This window comes from Frondihabitans sp. GW821-FHT04F02, assembly GCF_059420045.1.
Map to the genome: position 1 here is coordinate 175,199 of NZ_JBWKSZ010000004.1, position 19,211 is coordinate 194,409.

The 19,211-nt window shown below is 72.1% G+C and carries 23 protein-coding genes; 14 read left to right on the forward strand and 9 right to left on the reverse strand.

The window, feature by feature from the left end; genetic code table 11:
* Positions 1–74: 74 nt before the first annotated feature.
* From AC07TY_RS12370 to hemL, 12 genes are all read left to right on the forward strand, one after another.
* A complete protein-coding gene (locus AC07TY_RS12370; protein ID WP_494785550.1) occupies positions 75–596 on the forward strand; it encodes a GNAT family N-acetyltransferase in 522 nt (173 codons plus the stop codon).
* A gap of 37 nt (positions 597–633) precedes the next feature.
* Complete coding sequence (hemE, locus tag AC07TY_RS12375) at positions 634–1,698, forward strand: uroporphyrinogen decarboxylase (RefSeq protein WP_488625246.1); 1,065 nt, start codon at positions 634–636, stop codon at positions 1,696–1,698.
* A complete protein-coding gene (locus AC07TY_RS12380; protein ID WP_494785551.1) occupies positions 1,695–3,008 on the forward strand; it encodes a protoporphyrinogen/coproporphyrinogen oxidase in 1,314 nt (437 codons plus the stop codon). The genes hemE and AC07TY_RS12380 overlap by 4 nt, the downstream gene beginning before the upstream one ends.
* A gap of 103 nt (positions 3,009–3,111) precedes the next feature.
* Positions 3,112–3,372, forward strand: a complete 261-nt coding sequence (locus AC07TY_RS12385) for a hypothetical protein (RefSeq protein WP_123506726.1) — start codon at positions 3,112–3,114, stop codon at positions 3,370–3,372.
* Between the two features lie 46 nt (positions 3,373–3,418).
* Positions 3,419–3,871, forward strand: a complete 453-nt coding sequence (locus AC07TY_RS12390; RefSeq protein ID WP_494785552.1) for a phage holin family protein — start codon at positions 3,419–3,421, stop codon at positions 3,869–3,871.
* Positions 3,871–4,098, forward strand: a complete 228-nt coding sequence (locus tag AC07TY_RS12395) for a DUF3618 domain-containing protein (RefSeq protein WP_123506728.1) — start codon at positions 3,871–3,873, stop codon at positions 4,096–4,098. The genes AC07TY_RS12390 and AC07TY_RS12395 overlap by 1 nt, the downstream gene beginning before the upstream one ends.
* A gap of 93 nt (positions 4,099–4,191) precedes the next feature.
* Positions 4,192–4,950 (forward strand): hydrogen peroxide-dependent heme synthase, encoded by a 759-nt coding sequence (gene hemQ / locus AC07TY_RS12400; RefSeq protein WP_494785553.1) that lies wholly within the window; start codon positions 4,192–4,194, stop codon positions 4,948–4,950.
* Complete coding sequence (locus AC07TY_RS12405) at positions 4,947–6,149, forward strand: ferrochelatase (protein ID WP_494785554.1); 1,203 nt, start codon at positions 4,947–4,949, stop codon at positions 6,147–6,149. Before hemQ ends, AC07TY_RS12405 begins: the two co-directional genes overlap by 4 nt.
* Positions 6,150–6,156: 7 nt before the next feature.
* Complete coding sequence (hemC, locus tag AC07TY_RS12410; protein ID WP_488625250.1) at positions 6,157–7,104, forward strand: hydroxymethylbilane synthase; 948 nt, start codon at positions 6,157–6,159, stop codon at positions 7,102–7,104.
* A complete protein-coding gene (locus AC07TY_RS12415; protein ID WP_123506732.1) occupies positions 7,101–7,907 on the forward strand; it encodes a uroporphyrinogen-III synthase in 807 nt (268 codons plus the stop codon). The genes hemC and AC07TY_RS12415 overlap by 4 nt, the downstream gene beginning before the upstream one ends.
* Positions 7,907–8,920, forward strand: a complete 1,014-nt coding sequence (hemB, locus tag AC07TY_RS12420; protein WP_494785555.1) for a porphobilinogen synthase — start codon at positions 7,907–7,909, stop codon at positions 8,918–8,920. Before AC07TY_RS12415 ends, hemB begins: the two co-directional genes overlap by 1 nt.
* The gene (hemL, locus tag AC07TY_RS12425; protein ID WP_488625252.1) at positions 8,917–10,254 is read left to right on the forward strand and encodes a glutamate-1-semialdehyde 2,1-aminomutase; all 1,338 of its coding nucleotides are present in this window, start codon (positions 8,917–8,919) and stop codon (positions 10,252–10,254) included. Before hemB ends, hemL begins: the two co-directional genes overlap by 4 nt.
* Before the next feature lie 123 nt (positions 10,255–10,377).
* Here the strand turns inward: hemL and AC07TY_RS12430 are convergent, their stop codons facing one another.
* From AC07TY_RS12430 to AC07TY_RS12455, 6 genes are all read right to left on the reverse strand, one after another.
* Positions 10,378–11,235 (reverse strand): ABC transporter ATP-binding protein, encoded by an 858-nt coding sequence (locus tag AC07TY_RS12430; RefSeq protein ID WP_494785556.1) that lies wholly within the window; start codon positions 11,233–11,235, stop codon positions 10,378–10,380.
* A gap of 8 nt (positions 11,236–11,243) precedes the next feature.
* Positions 11,244–11,945 carry a GntR family transcriptional regulator gene (locus tag AC07TY_RS12435; RefSeq protein ID WP_488625254.1) on the reverse strand — a complete coding sequence of 234 codons (702 nt, stop codon included), beginning with the start codon at positions 11,943–11,945 and terminating at the stop codon, positions 11,244–11,246.
* 54 nt (positions 11,946–11,999) lie between these two features.
* Positions 12,000–12,689, reverse strand: a complete 690-nt coding sequence (locus AC07TY_RS12440) for a GntR family transcriptional regulator (protein WP_123506736.1) — start codon at positions 12,687–12,689, stop codon at positions 12,000–12,002.
* Between the two features lie 61 nt (positions 12,690–12,750).
* A complete protein-coding gene (locus tag AC07TY_RS12445) occupies positions 12,751–13,431 on the reverse strand; it encodes a GntR family transcriptional regulator (protein ID WP_494785557.1) in 681 nt (226 codons plus the stop codon).
* 108 nt (positions 13,432–13,539) lie between these two features.
* Positions 13,540–14,529, reverse strand: a complete 990-nt coding sequence (locus AC07TY_RS12450; RefSeq protein ID WP_494785558.1) for an MDR family oxidoreductase — start codon at positions 14,527–14,529, stop codon at positions 13,540–13,542.
* Positions 14,530–14,580: 51 nt separating this feature from the next.
* Positions 14,581–15,606 carry a 6-phosphofructokinase gene (locus AC07TY_RS12455; RefSeq protein WP_123507103.1) on the reverse strand — a complete coding sequence of 342 codons (1,026 nt, stop codon included), beginning with the start codon at positions 15,604–15,606 and terminating at the stop codon, positions 14,581–14,583.
* Between the two features lie 102 nt (positions 15,607–15,708).
* On the opposite strand from AC07TY_RS12455, the gene AC07TY_RS12460 reads away from it, so the two are divergent.
* On the forward strand, positions 15,709–16,323 hold the full coding sequence (locus tag AC07TY_RS12460; RefSeq protein WP_494785559.1) for a hypothetical protein: 615 nt from the start codon (positions 15,709–15,711) through the stop codon (positions 16,321–16,323).
* Here AC07TY_RS12460 and AC07TY_RS12465 read toward each other — a convergent pair.
* Complete coding sequence (locus AC07TY_RS12465; protein WP_123506740.1) at positions 16,320–16,808, reverse strand: pyridoxamine 5'-phosphate oxidase family protein; 489 nt, start codon at positions 16,806–16,808, stop codon at positions 16,320–16,322. The two genes, AC07TY_RS12460 and AC07TY_RS12465, sit on opposite strands and share 4 nt — an antisense overlap.
* A 10-nt stretch (positions 16,809–16,818) precedes the next feature.
* Entirely contained in the window at positions 16,819–17,694 is an 876-nt protein-coding gene (gene trhO, locus AC07TY_RS12470; RefSeq protein ID WP_494785560.1) for an oxygen-dependent tRNA uridine(34) hydroxylase TrhO, read from the reverse strand.
* Positions 17,695–17,733: 39 nt separating this feature from the next.
* Between trhO and AC07TY_RS12475 the strand changes: the two genes are divergently transcribed.
* Positions 17,734–18,711, forward strand: coding sequence for a DNA-3-methyladenine glycosylase family protein (locus AC07TY_RS12475; RefSeq protein ID WP_494785561.1), 978 nt, complete (start codon positions 17,734–17,736; stop codon positions 18,709–18,711).
* Between the two features lie 6 nt (positions 18,712–18,717).
* On the opposite strand, the gene AC07TY_RS12480 is transcribed toward AC07TY_RS12475, so the two are convergent.
* Entirely contained in the window at positions 18,718–19,176 is a 459-nt protein-coding gene (locus AC07TY_RS12480; RefSeq protein ID WP_158614247.1) for a MarR family winged helix-turn-helix transcriptional regulator, read from the reverse strand.
* Between the last annotated feature and the right edge of the window lie 35 nt (positions 19,177–19,211).

The following is a 19,211-nucleotide window of genomic DNA, read 5'->3' on the forward strand; positions in this document are numbered from 1 at the left end:
TATGGTAACTCTCCCGTTTCACCTGTGCATGGGCTGAACTCGGCGTCGAGTGATCCCCTCGGTAGGGTCGGGGCGTGATCCTCTTCCGTACCGCGACCCCCGTCGACTCCGCGGCGATCGTCGAGCTCGTCACGTCGGCCTACCGGGGCGACGCCAGCCGCGCCGGCTGGACGACCGAGGCCGACCTGCTCGAGGGGCCGCGTATCGACGCCGACATCCTCGCGGTCGACCTCGCGAACCCGGAAGGCCGAGTGATCGTCGCCGTCGAGGACGACCGGATCGTGGCGTGCTGCAACGTCGTGCGCCGGCCGGACGGCATCGGCTACTTCGGCATGTTCGCGGTCACGCCGCCCGGGCAGGGCGGCGGCCTGGGATCACGGGTGCTGGCCGAGGCCGAGCGCATCGCGCGCGACGAGTGGCACCTGACCGAGATCGAGATGACGGTCATCGAGCAGCGCGCCGAGCTCATCGCCTTCTACGAGCGTCGGGCCTTCGTGCGCACGGGCGGGTTCGTCCCCTTCCCCTACGGCGACGAGCGCTTCGGGGTGCCGCTCCGCGACGACCTCCGCATGGCGGTTCTGCGCAAGGCGCTCTGAGCCCGACCGCCCAGCGCGGGATGCGACAATTCACGACGTGATCACGACCGCCCTCCCCGCCACGCACCCGCTCGCCTCCGGCCTGACCGCGGGGTCGAGCCTGGTGCGCGCCCTCCGCGGCGACCGCCCCGAGACGCTCCCCGTGTGGTTCATGCGGCAGGCCGGCCGGTCGCTGCCCGAGTACCGCGAGCTGCGCGTGGGCACGAAGATGCTCGACGCCTGCCTCGACCCCGAGCTCTCGAGCGAGATCACCCTGCAGCCGGTCCGTCGCCACGGCGTCGACGCCGGCATCTTCTTCAGCGACATCGTCGTGCCGGTCAAGCTCGCGGGCGTCGGCGTCGAGATCGTCCCCGGTCGCGGCCCCGTCCTCGACGAGCCGATCCGCACCGCCGCCGACGTGGCGAAGCTGCGCCCGATCGACCCCGACTCGCTGGCGCCGGTCGCCGAGGGCGTCGCGCGCACGGTCGCCGAGCTCGGCGCGACCCCGCTGATCGGCTTCGCCGGGGCGCCCTTCACCCTGGCGGCGTACCTCGTCGAGGGCGGGCCGTCGAAAGACCACATCCGCGCACGGACGCTGATGCACGCGGAGCCCGAGACGTGGCGCGCCCTGATGGAGTGGGCCGCGGACACGACGGGCGAGTTCCTGCGCGCGCAGATCATGGCCGGGGCGAGCGCCGGTCAGCTGTTCGACTCGTGGGTGGGCTCGCTGTCGCTGGCCGACTACGTCGAGCACGTCGCGCCCTGGTCGGCCCGCGCGCTGTCGCACATCGACGACCTCGGGGTGCCCCGCATCCACTTCGGCGTCGGCTCGGGCGAGCTGCTCGCGGCGATGCGCGACGTGGGCACCGACGCGGTGGGAGTCGACTGGCGGATCCCGCTCGACGAGGCCTCGCGTCGTCTCGGCGGGCGCACCGTCGTGCAGGGCAACATCAACCCCGCGCTGCTGCAGGCGCCGTGGCCGGTGCTGGAGGCGCACGTCCGCGATGTGGTCGAGCGCGGCAGGGCGGCGCCGGCGCACGTGCTGAACCTGGGGCACGGCGTGAGCCCCGACACCGACCCGGCGGTCCTGACCCGGATCGTCGAGCTGGCCCACGAACTGTGAGCGGATCTCTGGACGCGATCGTCGTCGGCGGCGGCATCGCCGGCCTCGTCGTCGCGCGCGACCTGGGCAAGGCCGGTCGCCGCGTCGTGCTCCTGGAGGCCTCCGAGCGGCTGGGCGGCGAGGTGATGCGCCACACGGTCGCGGGGATCGACCTCGATGCCGGAGCCGAGAGCTTCGCGACGAAGACCGACTCCGTCGCGACCCTGGCGACGCAGATCGGCCTGGGCAGTGAGATCGTGGCGCCCGACCCGCGCGGCGCCTGGATCATCCAGGCCGACGGCGCGCCCTTCCCGTTGCCGAAGACGGGACTGCTGGGCATCCCGGGCACGGCCATGGCGAAAGACGTGATCGACGTGATCGGCACGGGCGCGGCTCTCCGCGCCGAGCTCGACTCGCTCCTGCCCGGCCCGATCGGGGCGAAGGAGCAGAAGCTCGGACCCCTCGTGCGCCGCCGCATGGGCCGCGCAGTGCTCGACAAGCTGGTGACGCCCGTGGTCATGGGCGTGCACTCGGCGCACCCCGACACCCTCGACGTCGACCGGGTCGCCCCCGGTCTGCGGGCGGCGCTGCTGCACCAGAACTCGCTCGCCCGTGCCGTGCGCGAGCTGCGGGAGTCGTCGGCCGCGGGGTCAGCCGTCGGCGGCATCCGCGGCGGAGTCGTCCGCCTCGTCGACGAGCTCGTCGCCGACCTCGAGACGTACGGGGTCGAGGTCCGGCTCGGCGCGTCCGTCCGCTCCGTCGACGGCACCGGCGTCGTCCTCGACGGCGGCGAGGCCCTGTCGGCGAGGGTCGTCGTCGTCGCGCTGGGCGGCCGCGACAGCGCCCTCCTCTCGGGCGGACGGGCCGACACGGGCGTCATCACGCTCGCGACCCTCGTGATCCGGGCGCAGGAACTCGACACCGCGCCCCGCGGCACAGGCGTCCTGGTCACACCCGGCGCCCCCGGCATCCGCGCGAAGGCCCTCACGCACGCCAGCATCAAGTGGGCGTGGGTGGCCGAGCGCGCCGAGGGCCGGCACGTGCTGCGCCTCAGCTACGACTCGCCCGTGGTGGACCCCGCGACGACCGACGCCGATCTGAGGCAGGTCGCGCTCGCCGACGCGTCGGCGATCCTCGGCGCGGGGCTCGACCCGGCCGCCGTCGACGGCTTCGCCCGAGTCGAGTGGGCGTCGCCCGTGCGGGGCGCCGCACCTGCCGACGGGAGCGGGGTCGTCCGCGTCGGGGGTGCCGTGGCAGGCCGTGGCCTCGCCGGAGTGATCGCCGACGCCCGGGCCAAGGCCGCCGGCCTGCTCGAGGGCGCGCTGCGCTGAGCACGTCGCTCACCGCCCCTGTCGGACGGCACCCGCGAGACCGGACTAACCTAAGAACGTGCTGCGGCCGCGGGGCCGCACAGCAGAGACTTCTGGAGGCTTCATGCGAGGCAAGCTGATCTTCGTCGCGGGAGCGGCCATCGGGTACGTGCTCGGTTCACGTGCGGGCCATCAGCGCTACGAGCAGATCGCGGCCGGTGCATCGAAGGTGTGGAGCAGCGCTCCCGTCCAGAAGCAGGTCGTCAAGGCCGAGCGCGCCGCCGGTGCCGTGCTTCCCGCGATCGTGACCGGTCTCTTCCACGCGGCCGTCTGGGCCGTGAAGAAGGTCCTCGGGATCCAGTCGAAGCCCGCAGCCACCCGCTGACGGCTCCATTGCTCCGCCCAGCACCCACCGTCCTGAGAGGCACTCCATGACCGAGTCGACGCGCGCCGACAGCATCCACCACGCGAAGAAGAACCGCTCGCTGTTCGGGCTCCTGAGCGACATCCCCACGCTCGTCACCGACCTCGTCAAGGGCGAGATCGCCCTGCTGAAGGCCGAGCTCATCGCCAAGGCGAAGGTGTTCGGAATCGGCGCGGGCCTCGTCGTGGGCGCTCTGCTCTTCCTCTTCCTGATGCTGCTGTGCCTCATCGGCGCCGGCATCGCCGCCCTGTCGCTCGTCATGCCGCTCTGGCTGGCCGCGCTGCTGGTTGCGGCTCTGTTCCTGGTGATTGCGGCCATCCTCGGGTTCCTGGGCTACAGGCAGATTAAGAAGGGCCTGCCACCGCTGCCGAAGAAGACGATCGACAGCGTCAAGAGCGACATCAAGGCAGTGAAGGGCGTCGGGCGCATCCCGCGCTCCGACGTGGGAGGACGTTTCTGATGAGTGGCACCGAAGACATCCAGGCGGCCATCGACCGCACCCGCGCCGACCTGGCCGCGACGCTGAACGAGCTCGAAGAGAAGCTCAACGTGCCGAAGCAGCTCGGCATCAAGGCGCACCAGGCGAAGGTGTCGTTCTCGAAAGACCCCAAGCCGTTCCTGGCTGCTGCGGCTGCCGTGGCCGCCGCAGTCGGCGGTCTCACGCTGATCGCCCTGCGTCGTCGCTGACGCTTTCCCTCGCCCCATCGCGGGCCACTGAGGGTCTCTCGATCCTGAGCCAGACGGTTCGCCGTTCCCAGAATGACAAGGGATGATGGACGCATGAATTCCAGCGCCGACGCGCACTCGCAGCACGCACCCTCGCCTGAATCCGACGCGGCGGCGACCGACGCACCCGTCGAGGTCCTCGGCTACACGCTGTGGGCAGTCCTTCGCCGAGACACGCTCCGGCCCTACGTGGCCGAGGGCGAGCGCACCTCGATCGGCGACGACATCGCCGAGCTCGACGCGGCTGTCGCCCGTCTCGCCGAGAACGGCGTCGTCGTCCGGGGCTTCTACGACGTCAGCGCCGTGAAGGCCGACAGCGACGTGATGATCTGGCTGCACGGCCCGATCCCGGAAGACATCCAGGCCGGCTACCGCGACCTGCTCCGCACGCACCTGCTCAAGAACCTCCTGCCGACGTGGAACGCGCTCGGCATGCACCGCGAAGCCGAGTTCGCGAAAGACCACAGCCCCGCGTTCATGCGCGGCAAGGAGCCCGAGACCTGGCTCACGGTCTACCCGTTCGTCCGCAGCTACGAGTGGTACCTCCTGCCTGACGCCGAGCGCAACCAGATGCTCCGCGATCACGGCATGAAGGGCTCGGCGCACCGCTCCGTCCTGACCAACACCGTCGCCAGCTTCAGCCTGGGCGACTACGAGTGGATCCTGGCGCTCGAGGCCCCCGAGCTGGTCCAGCTCGTCGACCTCATGCGCGAGCTCCGCTACACCGAGGCGCGCATGCACGTGCGCGAAGAGGTGCCCTTCTACACGGGTCGGCGCATCCCGACCACCGCGATCCCCGAGGTTCTCTCTTGACCAACATCACCAACGGCCAGCTCGTCCCCAACGCCACCGACGCGGCGGCGGAGGGTCCGGAGTGGGTCACGCAGGGCACGGACTACGACGCGATCCTCCTGGCCGGCTTCGGCGGGCCCGAGGGGCAGGACGACGTGATCCCGTTCCTGCGCAACGTCACCCGCGGCCGCGGGATCCCCGAGGAGCGCCTCGAGGAGGTCGCGCACCACTACCGCCACTTCGGCGGCATCAGCCCGATCAACCAGCACAACCGCGAGCTCAAGGCCGCACTCGAGGCCGAGCTCGCGCGCCGCGAGATCGACCTGCCCGTGCTGTGGGGCAACCGCAACTGGGAGCCCTACATGGCCGACGCCGTCCGCGAGGCGGCTGACCAGGGCTACACGAAGCTGATCGCCATCGCGACCAGCGCCTACAGCTCGTACTCGTCGTGCCGGCAGTACCGCGAGGACTTCGCGATGGCCCTCGACGACACCGAGCTGCGCGACCGCGTGCAGATCGACAAGGTGCGTCAGTTCTTCGACCACCCCGGCTTCGTGCAGCCGTTCATCGACGGTGTCCGCGACGCGCTCGTGAAGGCTCGCGCCGAGATCGACGGCATCGACCTCACGACCGAGGTGCAGGTGCTGTTCTCGACCCACTCGATCCCGTCGACCGACGCCGCCAAGAGCGGTCCCGAGGCGCGCGGCTTCGACGCCGACGGCGCCTACGCCGCTCAGCACAGGGCCGTCGCCGAGGTCGTCATGGCCGCAGCGGAGGCCGCTCTCGAGCTCGGCTCGGACGCGACCGTGCCGTGGCAGCTCGTCTTCCAGTCGCGCTCCGGCCCTCCGTCGATGCCCTGGCTCGAGCCCGACATCAACGACGCGATCCACGCCCTGAAGGGCGGCCCGACCAAGGCCGTCGTCATCGTGCCGCTCGGCTTCGTCAGCGACCACATGGAGGTCATGTGGGACCTCGACAACGAGGCGCTCGAGTCGTGCGAGGAGGAGGGCTTCTGGGCCGTCCGCACGCCGACCCCCGGCATCGACTCGAACTACGTCACCGGCCTCGTCGACCTGGTGCTGGAGCGCCGCGACGGCGTCGCCGCGGCCGACCGCCCGCACCTGACCGACCTCGGGCCCTGGTACGACGTCTGCCGTCCGGGATGCTGCGAGAACGTCCGCCTCGGCTTCAAGCCGATCGTCGCCGGCCTGGTTCCGTAGGGCACCCGTGACAGCACTTCGAATCGGAACCCGGGCGTCGACCCTCGCCGTCGCCCAGTCCACTCTCATGCGCGACCGCCTCGCCAAGACGACCGGCCGCGAGGTCGAGCTCGTCGAGATCACGAGCCACGGCGACACGACGTCCGAGTCCCTCGCCTCACTCGGCGGCACCGGCGTCTTCGCGACGGCACTGCGCGACTCCCTGCTCGCCGGCAAGTGCGACCTCCTGGTCCACTCGCTGAAAGACCTCCCCACCGACCCGTTCCCGGGTCTCACGATCGGCGCGACCCCGGCCCGCGCCGATGCGCGCGACGCCCTGTGCGCGCGCGACGGGCTCACGCTCGACGCCCTGCCCGAGGGCGCTCGAGTCGGCACCGGCTCGCCCCGCCGGGTCGCCCAGCTGCTCGCCCGCCGGCCCGACCTCGAGGTCGTCGACATCCGCGGCAACGTAGACACGCGACTCTCGCGCGTCGGCGACGACCTCGACGCCGTCCTCCTCTCGGCGGCCGGCCTCGGCCGCATCGGCCGGCTCGCCGAGGCGACCGATCTCCTGTCGCTGGGCTTCTGGCCGAGCGCGCCCGGTCAGGGCGCCCTCGCGATCGAGGTCCGCGACACCGAGCTCGAGCCCGACCTGCAGAAGGGCCTCCGCGCTCTCGACCACCGCGAGACGCGCCTGACGGTCACGGCAGAGCGCTCGGTCCTCGCCGGTCTCGAGGCCGGCTGCGCGGCTCCCATCGGTGCGACTGCCGTCATCGACGCCGGGCTGCTCCTCCTGAGCGCGACGGTCTACAAGCCCGACGGCTCGCAACGGCTGACCGCGTCCCACGGCGTGACGCTCGAACCGGGCTCGCTCGCGACGCAGCTGATCGAGGTCGACGACGCCGCCGGGCGCACCGTCGCCGAGCTGCTCGACAACGGCGCGGCCGACCTGGCGCCGCTGGGCTCCGCATCATGAGCGAGCGGGGCTCCGCCGAGAAGCCGCTGCGCGGCGTCCGCGTGCTGGTGCCTCGCGGGGGCAAGTGGGGCGACAATGTCTCTGCGCGGCTGCGCGGCTTCGGGGCGTCCCCGGTGATCGCTCCGCTCATCAACTTCGCACCGACCGAGAACCGCCACGAGCTGATGGTGGCCCTGCTGCGGCTCGAGGCCGGCGACTACGACTGGCTCGTCGTCACGAGCGCCACGACCGTCGACGTGCTCATGGGCAACAGCATCCGCCCGGCGCCGACGACCCGGGTGGCCGCCGTGGGCGAGACGACGGCCGCCGCGCTGAGCCTCGCCGGCATCCGCGTCGACTTCATCCCCGAGGGCGACAACTCGGCCCGGGGCCTCGTCAAGGAATGGCCGTCGGCCCACATCAGCGGCCGGGTGCTGGTGCCGCAGTCCGAGATCGCCGAGCCGACCCTGGTCAAGGGGCTGGCCGAACGCGGACTCGAGCCCGAGTTCGTGGCCGCGTACCGGACGGTCGGAGTTCCTGCGACCCCCGAGGTCAAGGCCGCGGTCGCCGACGGCAGCATCTCGGTGATCCTCGTCACCTCGGGCAGCGTCGCCCGTCAGATCCACGAGCAGTTCGTCCCGCTGCCCGCCGGCACCCTCGTCGCCTGCATCGGCCCGCGCACCGCCTTCGACGCCCGCGCCGCCGGACTCCCGGTGCACCTCATCGCCGAGACCCGCTCCGCCGACTCGCTCGTCGAAGCCGTCGTCGACAACGCCCTGGCCGGCTGGCCGGAGCACCCCGATCCGCACACTGAGAGCAACTGATGTCGTCCTTCCCCGCCGTTCGCGGCCGCCGCCTCCGCACCACCCCGGCGCTCCGTCGCCTGGTCGCCGAGACCCGCCTCCACCCCGCCGATCTGGTGCTGCCCGTGTTCGTTCGGGAGGGCATCTCGGACGAGGCGCCGATCGCCTCGATGCCGGGCGTCTCGCACCACTCGCTCGAGAGCCTCAAGCCCGCCCTGGTCCGTGCAGCCGAGGCCGGCATCGGCGGCGTCATGCTGTTCGGGGTGCCGCTCGACGAGAAGAAAGACGGCGCAGGAACGAGCGCCACCGACCCCGAGGGCATCCTCAATGCCGCAACACGGGCTGCTGTCGCCGAGGTCGGCGACGCGCTCGTCGTGCAGACCGACCTGTGCCTCGACGAGTTCACCGACCACGGCCACTGCGGCGTGCTCGGCGCAGGCGGCGAGGTCGACAACGACGCCACCCTCGAGCGCTACCGCGACATGGCCGTCGTGCAGGCCGAGGCGGGCTCGCAGCTCATCGCGCCCAGCGGCATGATGGACGGCCAGGTCGCCGCCATCCGCGACGCCCTCGACTCGCACGGGTTCGCCGACCGCGCCATCCTCGCCTACGCCGCCAAGTACGCCAGCGCCTTTTACGGGCCGTTCCGCGAGGCCGTCCAGTCGTCGCTCTCGGGCGACCGCCGCACGTACCAGATGGACAACGGCAACCGACGCGAGGGCCTTCGCGAGGTCGGGCTCGACCTCGAGGAGGGCGCCGACATCGTCATGGTGAAGCCGGCGATGAGCTACCTCGACGTGCTCGCCGACGTCGCCGCGACGAGCGACGTGCCGGTGTGGGCCTACCAGATCTCGGGGGAGTACTCGATGATGCAGGCCGCCGCCGCGAACGGCTGGATCGACCTCGACGCCGCCAGCTACGAAAGCGTGCTCGGCATCAAGCGCGCCGGCGCGGACGCGATCCTGACCTACTGGGCCGTCGACCTGGCCGAGCGCCTGACCGGCCGCAGCGCTCCCGAGCGGAGCATCCGATGACCGCCAACGAGCAGGCCTTCGCGCGCGCTCGCGCGTCCATCCCCGGCGGCGTGAACTCGCCGGTCCGGGCGTACGGCTCGGTCGGGGGCACCCCGCGCTTCCTCGTCAAGGCGCAGGGCGCGTACGTCACCGACGCCGACGGCCGCGAGTACGTCGACCTCGTCGCGTCGTGGGGGCCCGCCATCCTCGGGCACGCCCACCCCGCCGTGGTCGACGCCGTCCAGTCGGCGGCGGCCCGCGGCCTCTCCTTCGGCGCATCGACGCCGGGCGAGACCGAGCTGGCCGAGATCGTGCGCGAGCGCGTCAGCGTCGGCGAGCAGCGGCCCATCGGCAAGATCCGCATGGTGTCCACCGGCACCGAGGCCACCATGACGGCCATCCGCCTGGCGCGCGGCTACACCGGCCGCGACCTGCTGGTGAAGTTCGCCGGCCACTACCACGGCCACTCCGACTCGCTGCTGGCCGAGGCCGGCTCCGGCGTCGCCACGCTAGCCCTGCCCGGATCGGCCGGCATCACGGCCGAGACAGCGGCGCAGACGCTCGTGCTGCCGTACAACGACCTCGACGCCGTGCGCCGGGCGTTCGACGAGCACTCGGAGCGCATCGCCGCTGTGATCGTCGAGGCAGCCGCCGCCAACATGGGCGTCCTGGCGCCCGACCGCGGCTTCAACCGGTCGCTCTCGGAGATCACGCGGCGCCACGGCGCGCTGCTGATCGTCGACGAGGTGCTGACCGGGTTCCGCGTCGGCCGCGCCGGCTGGTGGGGGCTCGAGGCCTCGCGCGTCGTGCCCGACGGAGCCGGCTGGGAGCCCGACCTCATCACGTTCGGCAAGGTCATCGGCGGAGGCATGCCGCTCGCCGCGCTCGGCGGCCGCGCCGAGATCATGGACTTCCTCGCGCCCCTCGGGCCGGTGTACCAGGCCGGAACCCTCAGCGGCAATCCCGTCGCCGTCGCCGCCGGAATCACGACCCTCCGCCTCGCCGACGCCGACGTGTACCGTGCGATCGACTCGGCTGCCGATGTGGTCGCCCGCGAGACCTCGGCCGCTCTCTCGCGCGAGGGCGTCGAGCACACCGTGCAGCGCGCCGGCAACCTGTTCTCGTTCGCGTTCACCGCGACCCCGCCGCGCAACTACGACGACGTGCGGGCTCAGCAGGCATTCCGCTACCCGCCGTTCTTCCATGCGATGCTCGACGCCGGAGTCAACCTGCCCCCATCGGTGTTCGAGGCGTGGTTCCTGACGGCTGCGCACGACGATGCGGCGCTCGGGCGGATCGTCGACGCGCTGCCCGCGGCGGCGAGGGCTGCGGCCGCGGCGGTCGAGCCGCGCTAGCGGTGGTGGGCGGGCTGCGTCGGGCTGGCGGCGTCGAACCCGCCGATTCGGCTCGGCCCCGCCGGGGTTCGCGCGGGGGTGCGCCGATCCGGCGGGCCTAGCCCGCGCGTCGGGACGGCGGGGTCACGCGCCGACGACACCAGCGCGCCGTGCCGCCCACCGCCCAGCCGTCCGCGTGATCTCGAGCGGAAAGTCGAACGCCGCCGACACCAGCTCGCTCGTCAGGACGTCGTCGGCCGGCCCGCTGGCGGCGATGCGCCCGTCGCGAAGGAGCATGGCATGCGTGGTCGACGCCGGAAGGTCTTCGAGGTGGTGCGTCACGGTGACGCTCGCGATCGACGGGTGGGCCTCGCGCAGGGCGTCCACGGTCTCGAGCAGCTGCTCGCGGGCGGCGACGTCGAGGCCCGTGGCGGGCTCATCGAGAAGGAGGAGCGCCGGAACCGCGATGAGAGCCCGCGCGATGAGGGCGCGTCCGCGTTCGCCCTGCGAGAGGGTGCTCCAGCGGGCGTCGAGGCGGCGGGCGAGGCCGACGCCGGTGGCGAGTTCCTGCGCCCGGAGAAGGTCGGCCGGCTCGGCCTCCCACCGCGGGACCGGGTCGCTCGAACCGGTGAGGCCGGTCAGGACGACCTCGGTCACGGAGTTGTCGCCGAGCATGCGGTGCCTCGGGTCGACGTGGCCGATGTGGGTGCGGAGCTCGCGGAGCTCGACTCTGCCGAGGCGCCTGCCGAGCACGGTGACCGTGCCCGAGGAGGGATGGCCGAGGGCGCCGCACATCGTCAGCATCGTCGTCTTGCCGGCGCCGTTCGGGCCGATCAGGGCCCAGTGCTCTCCGGCGCGGACCTCGAGGTCGATGTGCTCGACGAGGTTGCGCCCGGCGCGGGTGACCCGGACGTCGTCGAGTGCCAGGACGACGGGCGCGGTGTCGGCCGCAACGTCACCCACCGGGCCGGCGAGCCCGCCGGCGTCGTCGCCGCCACCCACCGTGCCGCTCAGCGGACCGGCGCGGCCTCGGGGAACACGCCCGCGGCCGACGTGGCTCCGACGTAGTCGCCCAGGCCGTCGAACGCCGTCTCGAACGCCGCCGCCGCTGCCACGCCGTCGCGCTTCTCGACGCCCGAGCGGAGACGGGCGAGGAGGTCGCCCGAGATGTGGAACTCCACGGAGCGGCTGACGATGCTGAGGAGGAGGGCGGCGCGGTCCCCGACGGTCTCGAGGAGTCGGAACAGGCTCTTGCTCTGCGCGGCCGTCGCGATGATCTCGATGGCGCGGGCGAAGCTCGGGAGGCTCTCGGCTGCCAGCTTGCCCTTCGCGTCGCGGCCGACCGACGCGAGGAGGCTCACGACCTCGCGCGCCTCGGCGTCGCTCAGCTTCGGGACGCCGCGCCGGACGACGATCGCCCAGACGGCGAAGGCGGTCTCGGTGGTGTCGGCGAAGTCGGCCATGGTCGGCGAGATGACGCGCGTGTAGCGGTTCGCCTCGATGTCGACGAGGCCGTAGTCGGCCAGCTTGGCGATGGCCTCGCGCACCGGCGTGCGAGAGACTCCGAGCCAGCGGACCAGCTCGTCGTCGTTCAGTCGCTCGCCGAGCTCGAGGGTGCCGTCGCCGATGGCGGCGAGCATCTTGTCGAAGACGACGTCGCGCAGGAGGCGGCGGGGTGCGGGGGCTTCTGTGTTCGGAACGGGAACAGGCATGCGTATGCGGCTTTCGGGTTCGGGTGCGTATCGGGTGGGCGCCGGAGCGCGGGGTCAGGCGGGGTAGATGCCGCTCTCGCGCACGGCGGCGTAGTAGTCGCCGAAGCGGTCGGGCTGGCCCGAGACGAGGTCGTGGGCCGTACGAGCATCGGAGGCCTCGACGGCGTCGCGGAGTCGGCGGCTCATCTCGATCGAGGCGTCCCACGGGAAGTGCCCCTGGGCGGCGGCGCGGCGGATGAGCAGGACGGTCATCGGCGCCGTCACGGAGTACAGGCGCGCCAGCATGGGGCTCTTCGCCGCCTCGAGCACCGTGACCGTGAATGCGTCGAGGTCGATGACGCTCTCGGCGGAGTGGGCCTCGAATGCCTTCACGCGCGCATCGAGGGCGGCCACGACGGACTTGCGGCTCGCGGCGTCCAGCTCGCCGACGCCGCGCAGCATGATGAGGGCCCAGACGTCGTAGCAGGCGCGCAGCGTGTCGACGAACTCGGCGAAGGTCGGAGCGATGACGCGCGTGTAGCGGTTGGCCTCGATGTCGACGAGGCCCTGCTCGGCCAGCTTGGCGATGGCCTCGCGCACCGGCGTGCGGGAGACGCCGAGCCAGCGGACCAGCTCCTCGTCGTTGAGGCGCTCGCCGAGCTCGAGGGTTCCGTCGAGGATGGCGAAGAACATCTTGTCGTAGACGACGTCGCGCAGCAGGCGGCGCGGCTCCTGGTTCTCGGGGGTGGGGACGGGGACTGGCACTGGGACTCCCTGAGGTCGTGCGGATGGGGGGTTGTACTGGCGGGTTGGTGCGAGGGCGGGCTCAGACCGGGATCGCACCCGATCGCTGGACCGCCTGGAGGTGCGCCGTCGTGAGCTGCTGGTAGGTCTCGAAGGCGGCGATGACGGCCTCTCTGTCACGGGCCGTCGCGGCCGCGCGCAGCTGCTCGACGTAGTCGGCCGTGGCCTCCCACTGGAACTCGTCGAGGGCCGCCTGGATCATGAAGACGACGCGGGCGTTCAGCGTGGCCTCGAGCTGCGGCAGCAGAGGGTTGCCCGTGCGCGCGAGCGTGAAGCTCGTCATCGCGCCGATCCGGCTGACGGCCTCCGTGTCGTGCGCCGCCAGGTACGCGAGCGTCTGGTCGCACATCGCCGAGAACTCGCGGACGTCGTCGTCGGTGAACCGCGGGAACGCCCAGCGGGCGCTGAGCTCGTGGAAGCCGCCGAGCATCTGCACCGCGTGCTCGTACATCTCGAAGGTGGGGCGCACGATCCGCGTGTAGCGGTTCGCCTCCATCTCGACGAGGCCGTAGTCGACGAGCTTCGCGATCGCCTCGCGGATCGGCGTGCGCGAGACGCCGAGCCAGGAGACCAGCTCGTCGTCGTTGAGCCGCTCGCCCGCCTGAAGGGTGCCGTCCTGGATCGCCGCGATCATCTTCTCGAAGACGACGTCTCGGAGCAGACGCCGGGGCGCCGGGTTGTCGGGTCCGTTCGGGACAGGCATTCCTCACCTTCCATGCGGCTGAATGTATCGAGTATCTCAGACTCTAGGATACGCCGTACGGATTTGTCGAGCGGTCGGCGGCCTGGTCGATGACGTATCAGCGACCCGTCAGCGTCGCACGTCGACGACGGTCCGCCCGCGGACCCGTCCGCGCAGGATCTCGCCCGCCAGGCCCGGCACCTCGCCCAGAGCGACCTCGTCGGTCAGCGAGTCGAGCAGGTCGAGGTCGAGGTCGACCGCGAGGCGCTCCCAGGCGGTCCGTCGGAGCGCCGCGGGTGCATCGACCGAGTTGATGCCGTGCAGGGAGACCCCGCGGAGGATGAACGGCAGCACCGTCGTCGGCAGGTCGCTGCCCTGGGCCAGGCCGCACGCGGTGACAGCGCCGCCCCACTTCGTCTGCGCGAGAGCGTTCGCCAGAGTCGCGCTGCCGACGGAGTCGACGGCCCCGGCCCAGCGCGGCTTCTGCAGGGGCTTGCCGGCGTCCGAGAGCTCGGCGCGGTCGATCACGTCGGCGGCGCCGAGCGACCGGAGGAAGTCCGCCTGCTCGGGGCGCCCGGTCGAGGCGACGACGCGGTACCCGAGGCGGGCGAGGAGTGCGATGGACACGGATCCGACGCCGCCCGCGGATCCGGTGACGAGCACGTCGCCGTCGTCGGGCGCGACGTCGCGCTCGAGGCGCAGCACGCTGAGCATGGCGGTGAAGCCGGCCGTGCCGATGGCGGCGGCCCGGCGCGGGGTGATGTCCTCGGGCAGCTCGACCAGCGAGGCCGCGCTCACGTACGCCGTCTCGGCGTAGCCGCCGTGCCGGGTCTCGCCGAGACCCGCGCCGTTCACGACCACGCTGTCGCCGGGGGAGAACCGCCCGGCCGCGTCGCCCTCGGCGACTGTCCCGACCACGTCGATCCCCGGCACGAGCGGCAGCCGTCGGGCCACGCCGCGATCGCCTGTGAGCGCCATCCCGTCTTTGAAGTTGAGGCTCGACCACTCGACGTCGACGGTCACCCCGTCGGCGTCCGGGGATCCAGGGCGCAGGAACTCGGAGCCGACGTCCTGCACGGACGCCGACGCGGACTCGGTCACGACGACAGCTCGGGTCATGCCGCCACCGTACGCCCGGCCCCGTGGCGCTCCCCGGAGCGACCGCCCGCGCTACCCGAAGAGGATCGCCGCTTCGTCGTACCGGTTCTGCGGCACGACCTTGAGGGTGCCGAGCGCCTCCTCGAACGACACGTGCACGATGTCGGTGCCGCGGAGGGCCACCATCCGGCCCCACCGGCCCTCGACGACCGAGTCGCTGGCGGCCATGCCGAGGCGCGTCGCGAGCACGCGGTCGTAGGCGGACGGCGTGCCGCCGCGCTGGATGTGGCCCAGCGTCGTGGCGCGGGTCTCGATGCCGGTGAGCTCCTCGATGAGCGGAGCGAGGCGCTCGCCGATGCCGCCGAGGCGGGGTCGCCCGAAGGCGTCGAGGCCGCGCTCGGAGTGCGCGTCGTCGGACTCGTCGGGGACGAACCCCTCGGCCACCACGACGAGCGGCGCGCGGCCGCGATCGTAGGCGGACCGGACCCATTCGGCGAGCTGCTCGACGCTCGTCTTCTGCTCGGGGATGAGGATCGCGTGCGCGCCGGCGGCCATGCCCGAGTGAAGGGCGATCCAGCCGACGTGGCGGCCCATGACCTCGGCGACCATGCAGCGGCTGTGCGACTCGCCGGTCGTGCGGAGGCGGTCCATCGCGTCGACGGCGATCTGGACGGCGGTGTCGAAGCCGAAGGTGTAGTCGGTGGCGCCGAGGTCGTTGTCGACCGTCTTGGGCACGCCGACGATCTTGAGGCCGGCGTCGGTGAGGCGCTTGGCGGCGGCCAGGGTGCCCTCGCCGCCGATCGCGATCACGGCGTCGATGCCGCGGCGCTCGAGGTTCTCGGTGATGCGGTCGACGCCGCCGTTGCCCTCGAAGGGGTTCGTGCGGCTGGTGCCGAGGATCGTGCCGCCCTGCTTGGCGATGCCCTGGATCTCCTTGCGGCCGAGCGGGACCATGTCGCCCTCGACGACGCCGCGCCAGCCGTCGCGGAAGCCCACGAACTCCTGGCCGTGGATCTGCATGCCCTTGAGGACGGCGCCGCGGATGACCGCGTTCAGGCCGGGGCAGTCGCCGCCGCTCGTGAGGATTCCGATTCGCATCATTGCTCTCCGTGCTCGCGCGGTCGGGAGTGGGGGCCGCGGTGGCTCCATCATGGCGCACACACGCTCATCGTGGAGCCGGGGCGTATTAGGGTCGAGTCGATGTCAACTCCCAGTGGCGACGACCCGCGGTACGCGCGCTTCCGGCGCGGCGCGAGCACCCCGTCGGCGTCCGCCGCGCCCCCTCCCGCCCCGCCGCAGTACGCCGGGCCCGAGGCCGGGTCGCCGTACGCGCCGCCGCCGCTCGCGAAGCCCGACGCGGCCGCGGGAGCGGCGGGTGCCCCGGCGACGCTGTGGGGGCCTCCCGGCGAGCCGGAGACGACGGTGGCCGGCCGAGTTCCTGCGCCCGATCAGCTCTTCGCCGCCGAATTCGGCGGCGCGCAGGCCCAGCCCCTCTACGAGACGCCGTCGTACGACTGGCTCCCGGTCGACGCCGATCCCGGCCGCGGCTCGGGCATCGCGTCGATCGCCGTGGGCATCTTCGTCGGCATCGTCGGGCTCTTCATCGGCATCCACTCGCTGCGCAAGTCGCGCTCCGTCGGCCTCGCCGGCACGGTCGGCATCGTCGGGATCGTGGTCTCGTCGCTGAGCATGATCCTGTTCGGGGCCTACGTCGGCTCGTGGATCAAATACGAGGCCGACCTCGCGTCGCAGTGCGCGCAGGTCGGCCCCGGTCAGTACTTCACGTCGTCGGGCGACGTCGTCACCTGCAGCTAGAGCTGGATGGTGGCGTTCTCGCCGACGTTCTCGGGGTGGCCGCCGGTCGCCGCCGCCTTCGCGTACTTCAGCAGCGTGATCGCCTTGGGCTCGGTGCTGGTCCACGACTCGACCGTGTGGGCCTCGACCTCGAGCAGGGCGACCTGAGGGTCATCGCGGCCCTGGTCGAACCAGGCCTCAGCGCCGGTGTTCCAGAGCTCGTCGATCTTCGCGGCGTCGGTGGTGAGCGACGCCGTACCCGAGATCGACAGCCAGCCCTTCGAGGTGTCGACGCCGACGTTGACCTGCGGGTTCGACTCGATGTCGTGGACCTTGTGGCTGTCCTTCTGCACGAAGAACCAGACGGAGCCGGCGAAGTCCTGGTCGACGAGCGCCAGCGGGCGGCAGACGAGGTGGCCCGCCTCGTCGACGGTGGTCAGCAGGCCGATCCGCGCCTTGTCGAGCACATCGGCGACGGTCTTGATCTCTTCAGCTGTAGCAGTCATGGATCGCACGCTACGCCGCGGACGCGTGCTCCTCGCACAGGGGATTCCGAGGCGTGCACGCGTCGCAGGCGACCAGCCGCTGCCGGCACGACGGGACGGCGCAGTTCTGCAGGTGCGACGTCGTCTCGCCGCAGACGGCGCAGGTGCTCAGGATCGCCGTGTGGTCAGAGAACCGCACCTCTTCGCGGCCGTCGAAGACGTACAGCGGCCCCTCCCACAGTCCGTCGTCGCCGAAGCGCTCGCCGTAGCGGACGATGCCTCCGTCGAGCTGGTACACCTCCTGGAAGCCGCGGTCGACCATCAGCGAGGAGAGGACCTCGCAGCGGACGCCGCCGGTGCAGTAGGTGACGACGGGCTTGTCTTTGAGGTGGTCGTAGCGGCCCGACTCGAGCTCGGCGACGAACTCGCGGGTGTTCTGCACGTCGGGCACGACCGCGCCCTTGAAGCGGCCGATCCTCGCCTCGAACTCGTTGCGGCCGTCGAAGAACGTCACGTCTCTGCGCGCCACCAGCTCGTGCAGCGCCTCGGGGTCGAGACGCGTGCCGCCGCCGACGACCCCGTGCTCGTCGACCCGGAGCTCGCCGGGCGCGCCGAAGCTGACGATCTCGTCGCGCACCTTGACGCTGAGCTTCGGGAAGTCGGAGCCTCGGCCCTCGCTCCACTTGACGTCCATGTCGCGGAAGGCCGGGTACTCGCGGGTCGTGCGGAGGTAGCGCTTCACATCGGGCAGGTCGCCGCCGACGGTGCCGTTGAGGCCGTCCTTCGAGATGACGATGCGGCCGGTCAGCCCCAGCGACTCGCAGAGGTCGCGCTGCCACAGCCGGATCGCGTCGGGGTCGGGCAGCGGCGTGAACACGTAGTAGAGCAGGATCTTGGGGGTCGCCACCCGAGCATGGTAGTCGGTGGCTGCGGTTAGCCTTCTGGCATGTCGATCGCAGCTCAGCCCGCCTCCTCGGACGCAGCGGTGCCGCTGACGTCTGTGGCGGCCGGCCCGGCGATCTCGACCGTGTACCGTCCCCAGTCGGTCGTGTCGGTGCTGCCGACTCTGCGCCCGCTGATGCGCGGCATCGGCGACCCGGCGTTCCGCGTCGTGGGCGATTCCGTGTGGAGGGGCGTCCGCACCCCCGTGGGCCCCGCCACCGTGTGCCTGTCGGGCGGCCGAGACGGCGTGCGCGCGACGGCCTGGGGGCCGGGCGCCGAGTGGGCGATCGACGGCATCCCCGAGCTGATGGGCCGCGGCGACGACTGGTCGGGCCTCGACGTGTCGGGCACCGAGCTGCTGCGCGAGGCGCGGAGGCGCAACCCCGGGCTGAGGCTCACCCGCACCAACCAGGTCGTGCAGATGCTCGTGCCCGCCGTGCTCGAGCAGAAGGTGACGAGCCGCGAGGCGTGGCGCGCCTGGCGCACACTGGTCCGCGCCCACGGGACGACCGCACCCGGTCCGGCGCCCGAGGGGCTCGTCGTGCCGCCCGACGCCGCCACCTGGGCGCGCATCCCGAGCTGGGAGTGGCACCGGGCCGGCGTCGGGCCGCAGCGGTCGGCCACCGTCATGCGCGTGTGCGCCGTGGCGGCCGGCCTCGAGCGCACCCTCGCGCTCGGCCGGGGCGGCGACGAGATCCAGCGCCGCCTGCGCTCGGTCGTCGGGGTCGGCGTGTGGACCGCCGCCGAGACCAGCCAGCGCGCGCACGGCGACGCCGACTCGCCCAGCGTGGGCGACTACCACCTGCCGGCGCTCGTCGGCTGGGCCCTGATCGGCAAGCCCGTCGACGACGACGGGATGCTCGAGCTGCTGGAGCAGTGGCGCGGCAATCGGGAGCGCGTCATGCGCCTGATCGGTGTCAGCGGCTTCAGCAAGCCGAAGTTCGGACCCAGAATGACGATCCAGGACCACCGAGACCACTGACGCGCGTCAGGGGCGGGCGTCTTCGCCGATCGCCTCGACGACGCGCTTCGAGAACTCCTGCAGCAGCGGCGCCGAGTCGCCGAGCACGTCGACGAAGTACGTCCGGATCGCCTCGTTGTGCCCGCGGCTCGCCTCGAGCATCGCGCGCCGGCCGTCCGGCGTCAGCTCCACCCAGGTGCCGCGGCCGTCCTGATCGCAGTCGCTGCGGCGCACGAGGCCGCGCTTCTCCATGCGCGTCACCTGGTGGCTGACGCGACTCTTCTCCCAGCCGATCTGCTCGGCGATGTCGCGCACGCGGAGACGTCGATCGCTCGATCGGCCGAGCCCCGCGAGGATCTCGTACTCCGGCGCCGACACGCCCGAGCCCTCGTGCAGACGGAGCTCGAGGGCGCGGTCGAGCCGTCGGCGCATCACGTAGAAGGCATCCCAGACGGCCCAGTCGTCTTCCGTCAGCTCGTCGGCCATTCGCCCAGTGTAGGGAGGGGTGCGCGGCATATCCT

What these genes read in the sequence shown, in the direction of transcription:
- AC07TY_RS12385 (WP_123506726.1), top strand. Translation starts at nt 3,112, where the DNA reads ATGCGAGGCAAGCTGATCTTCGTCGCGGGAGCGGCCATCGGGTACGTG.
- AC07TY_RS12390 (WP_494785552.1), top strand. Translation starts at nt 3,419, where the DNA reads ATGACCGAGTCGACGCGCGCCGACAGCATCCACCACGCGAAGAAGAAC.
- AC07TY_RS12395 (WP_123506728.1), top strand. Translation starts at nt 3,871, where the DNA reads ATGAGTGGCACCGAAGACATCCAGGCGGCCATCGACCGCACCCGCGCC.
- hemQ (WP_494785553.1), top strand. Translation starts at nt 4,192, where the DNA reads ATGAATTCCAGCGCCGACGCGCACTCGCAGCACGCACCCTCGCCTGAA.
- AC07TY_RS12415 (WP_123506732.1), top strand. Translation starts at nt 7,101, where the DNA reads ATGAGCGAGCGGGGCTCCGCCGAGAAGCCGCTGCGCGGCGTCCGCGTG.
- hemB (WP_494785555.1), top strand. Translation starts at nt 7,907, where the DNA reads ATGTCGTCCTTCCCCGCCGTTCGCGGCCGCCGCCTCCGCACCACCCCG.
- hemL (WP_488625252.1), top strand. Translation starts at nt 8,917, where the DNA reads ATGACCGCCAACGAGCAGGCCTTCGCGCGCGCTCGCGCGTCCATCCCC.
- AC07TY_RS12435 (WP_488625254.1), bottom strand. Translation starts at nt 11,945, where the DNA reads ATGCCTGTTCCCGTTCCGAACACAGAAGCCCCCGCACCCCGCCGCCTC.
- AC07TY_RS12445 (WP_494785557.1), bottom strand. Translation starts at nt 13,431, where the DNA reads ATGCCTGTCCCGAACGGACCCGACAACCCGGCGCCCCGGCGTCTGCTC.
- AC07TY_RS12450 (WP_494785558.1), bottom strand. Translation starts at nt 14,529, where the DNA reads ATGACCCGAGCTGTCGTCGTGACCGAGTCCGCGTCGGCGTCCGTGCAG.
- AC07TY_RS12455 (WP_123507103.1), bottom strand. Translation starts at nt 15,606, where the DNA reads ATGCGAATCGGAATCCTCACGAGCGGCGGCGACTGCCCCGGCCTGAAC.
- AC07TY_RS12460 (WP_494785559.1), top strand. Translation starts at nt 15,709, where the DNA reads ATGTCAACTCCCAGTGGCGACGACCCGCGGTACGCGCGCTTCCGGCGC.
- AC07TY_RS12465 (WP_123506740.1), bottom strand. Translation starts at nt 16,808, where the DNA reads ATGACTGCTACAGCTGAAGAGATCAAGACCGTCGCCGATGTGCTCGAC.
- AC07TY_RS12475 (WP_494785561.1), top strand. Translation starts at nt 17,734, where the DNA reads ATGTCGATCGCAGCTCAGCCCGCCTCCTCGGACGCAGCGGTGCCGCTG.
- AC07TY_RS12480 (WP_158614247.1), bottom strand. Translation starts at nt 19,176, where the DNA reads ATGGCCGACGAGCTGACGGAAGACGACTGGGCCGTCTGGGATGCCTTC.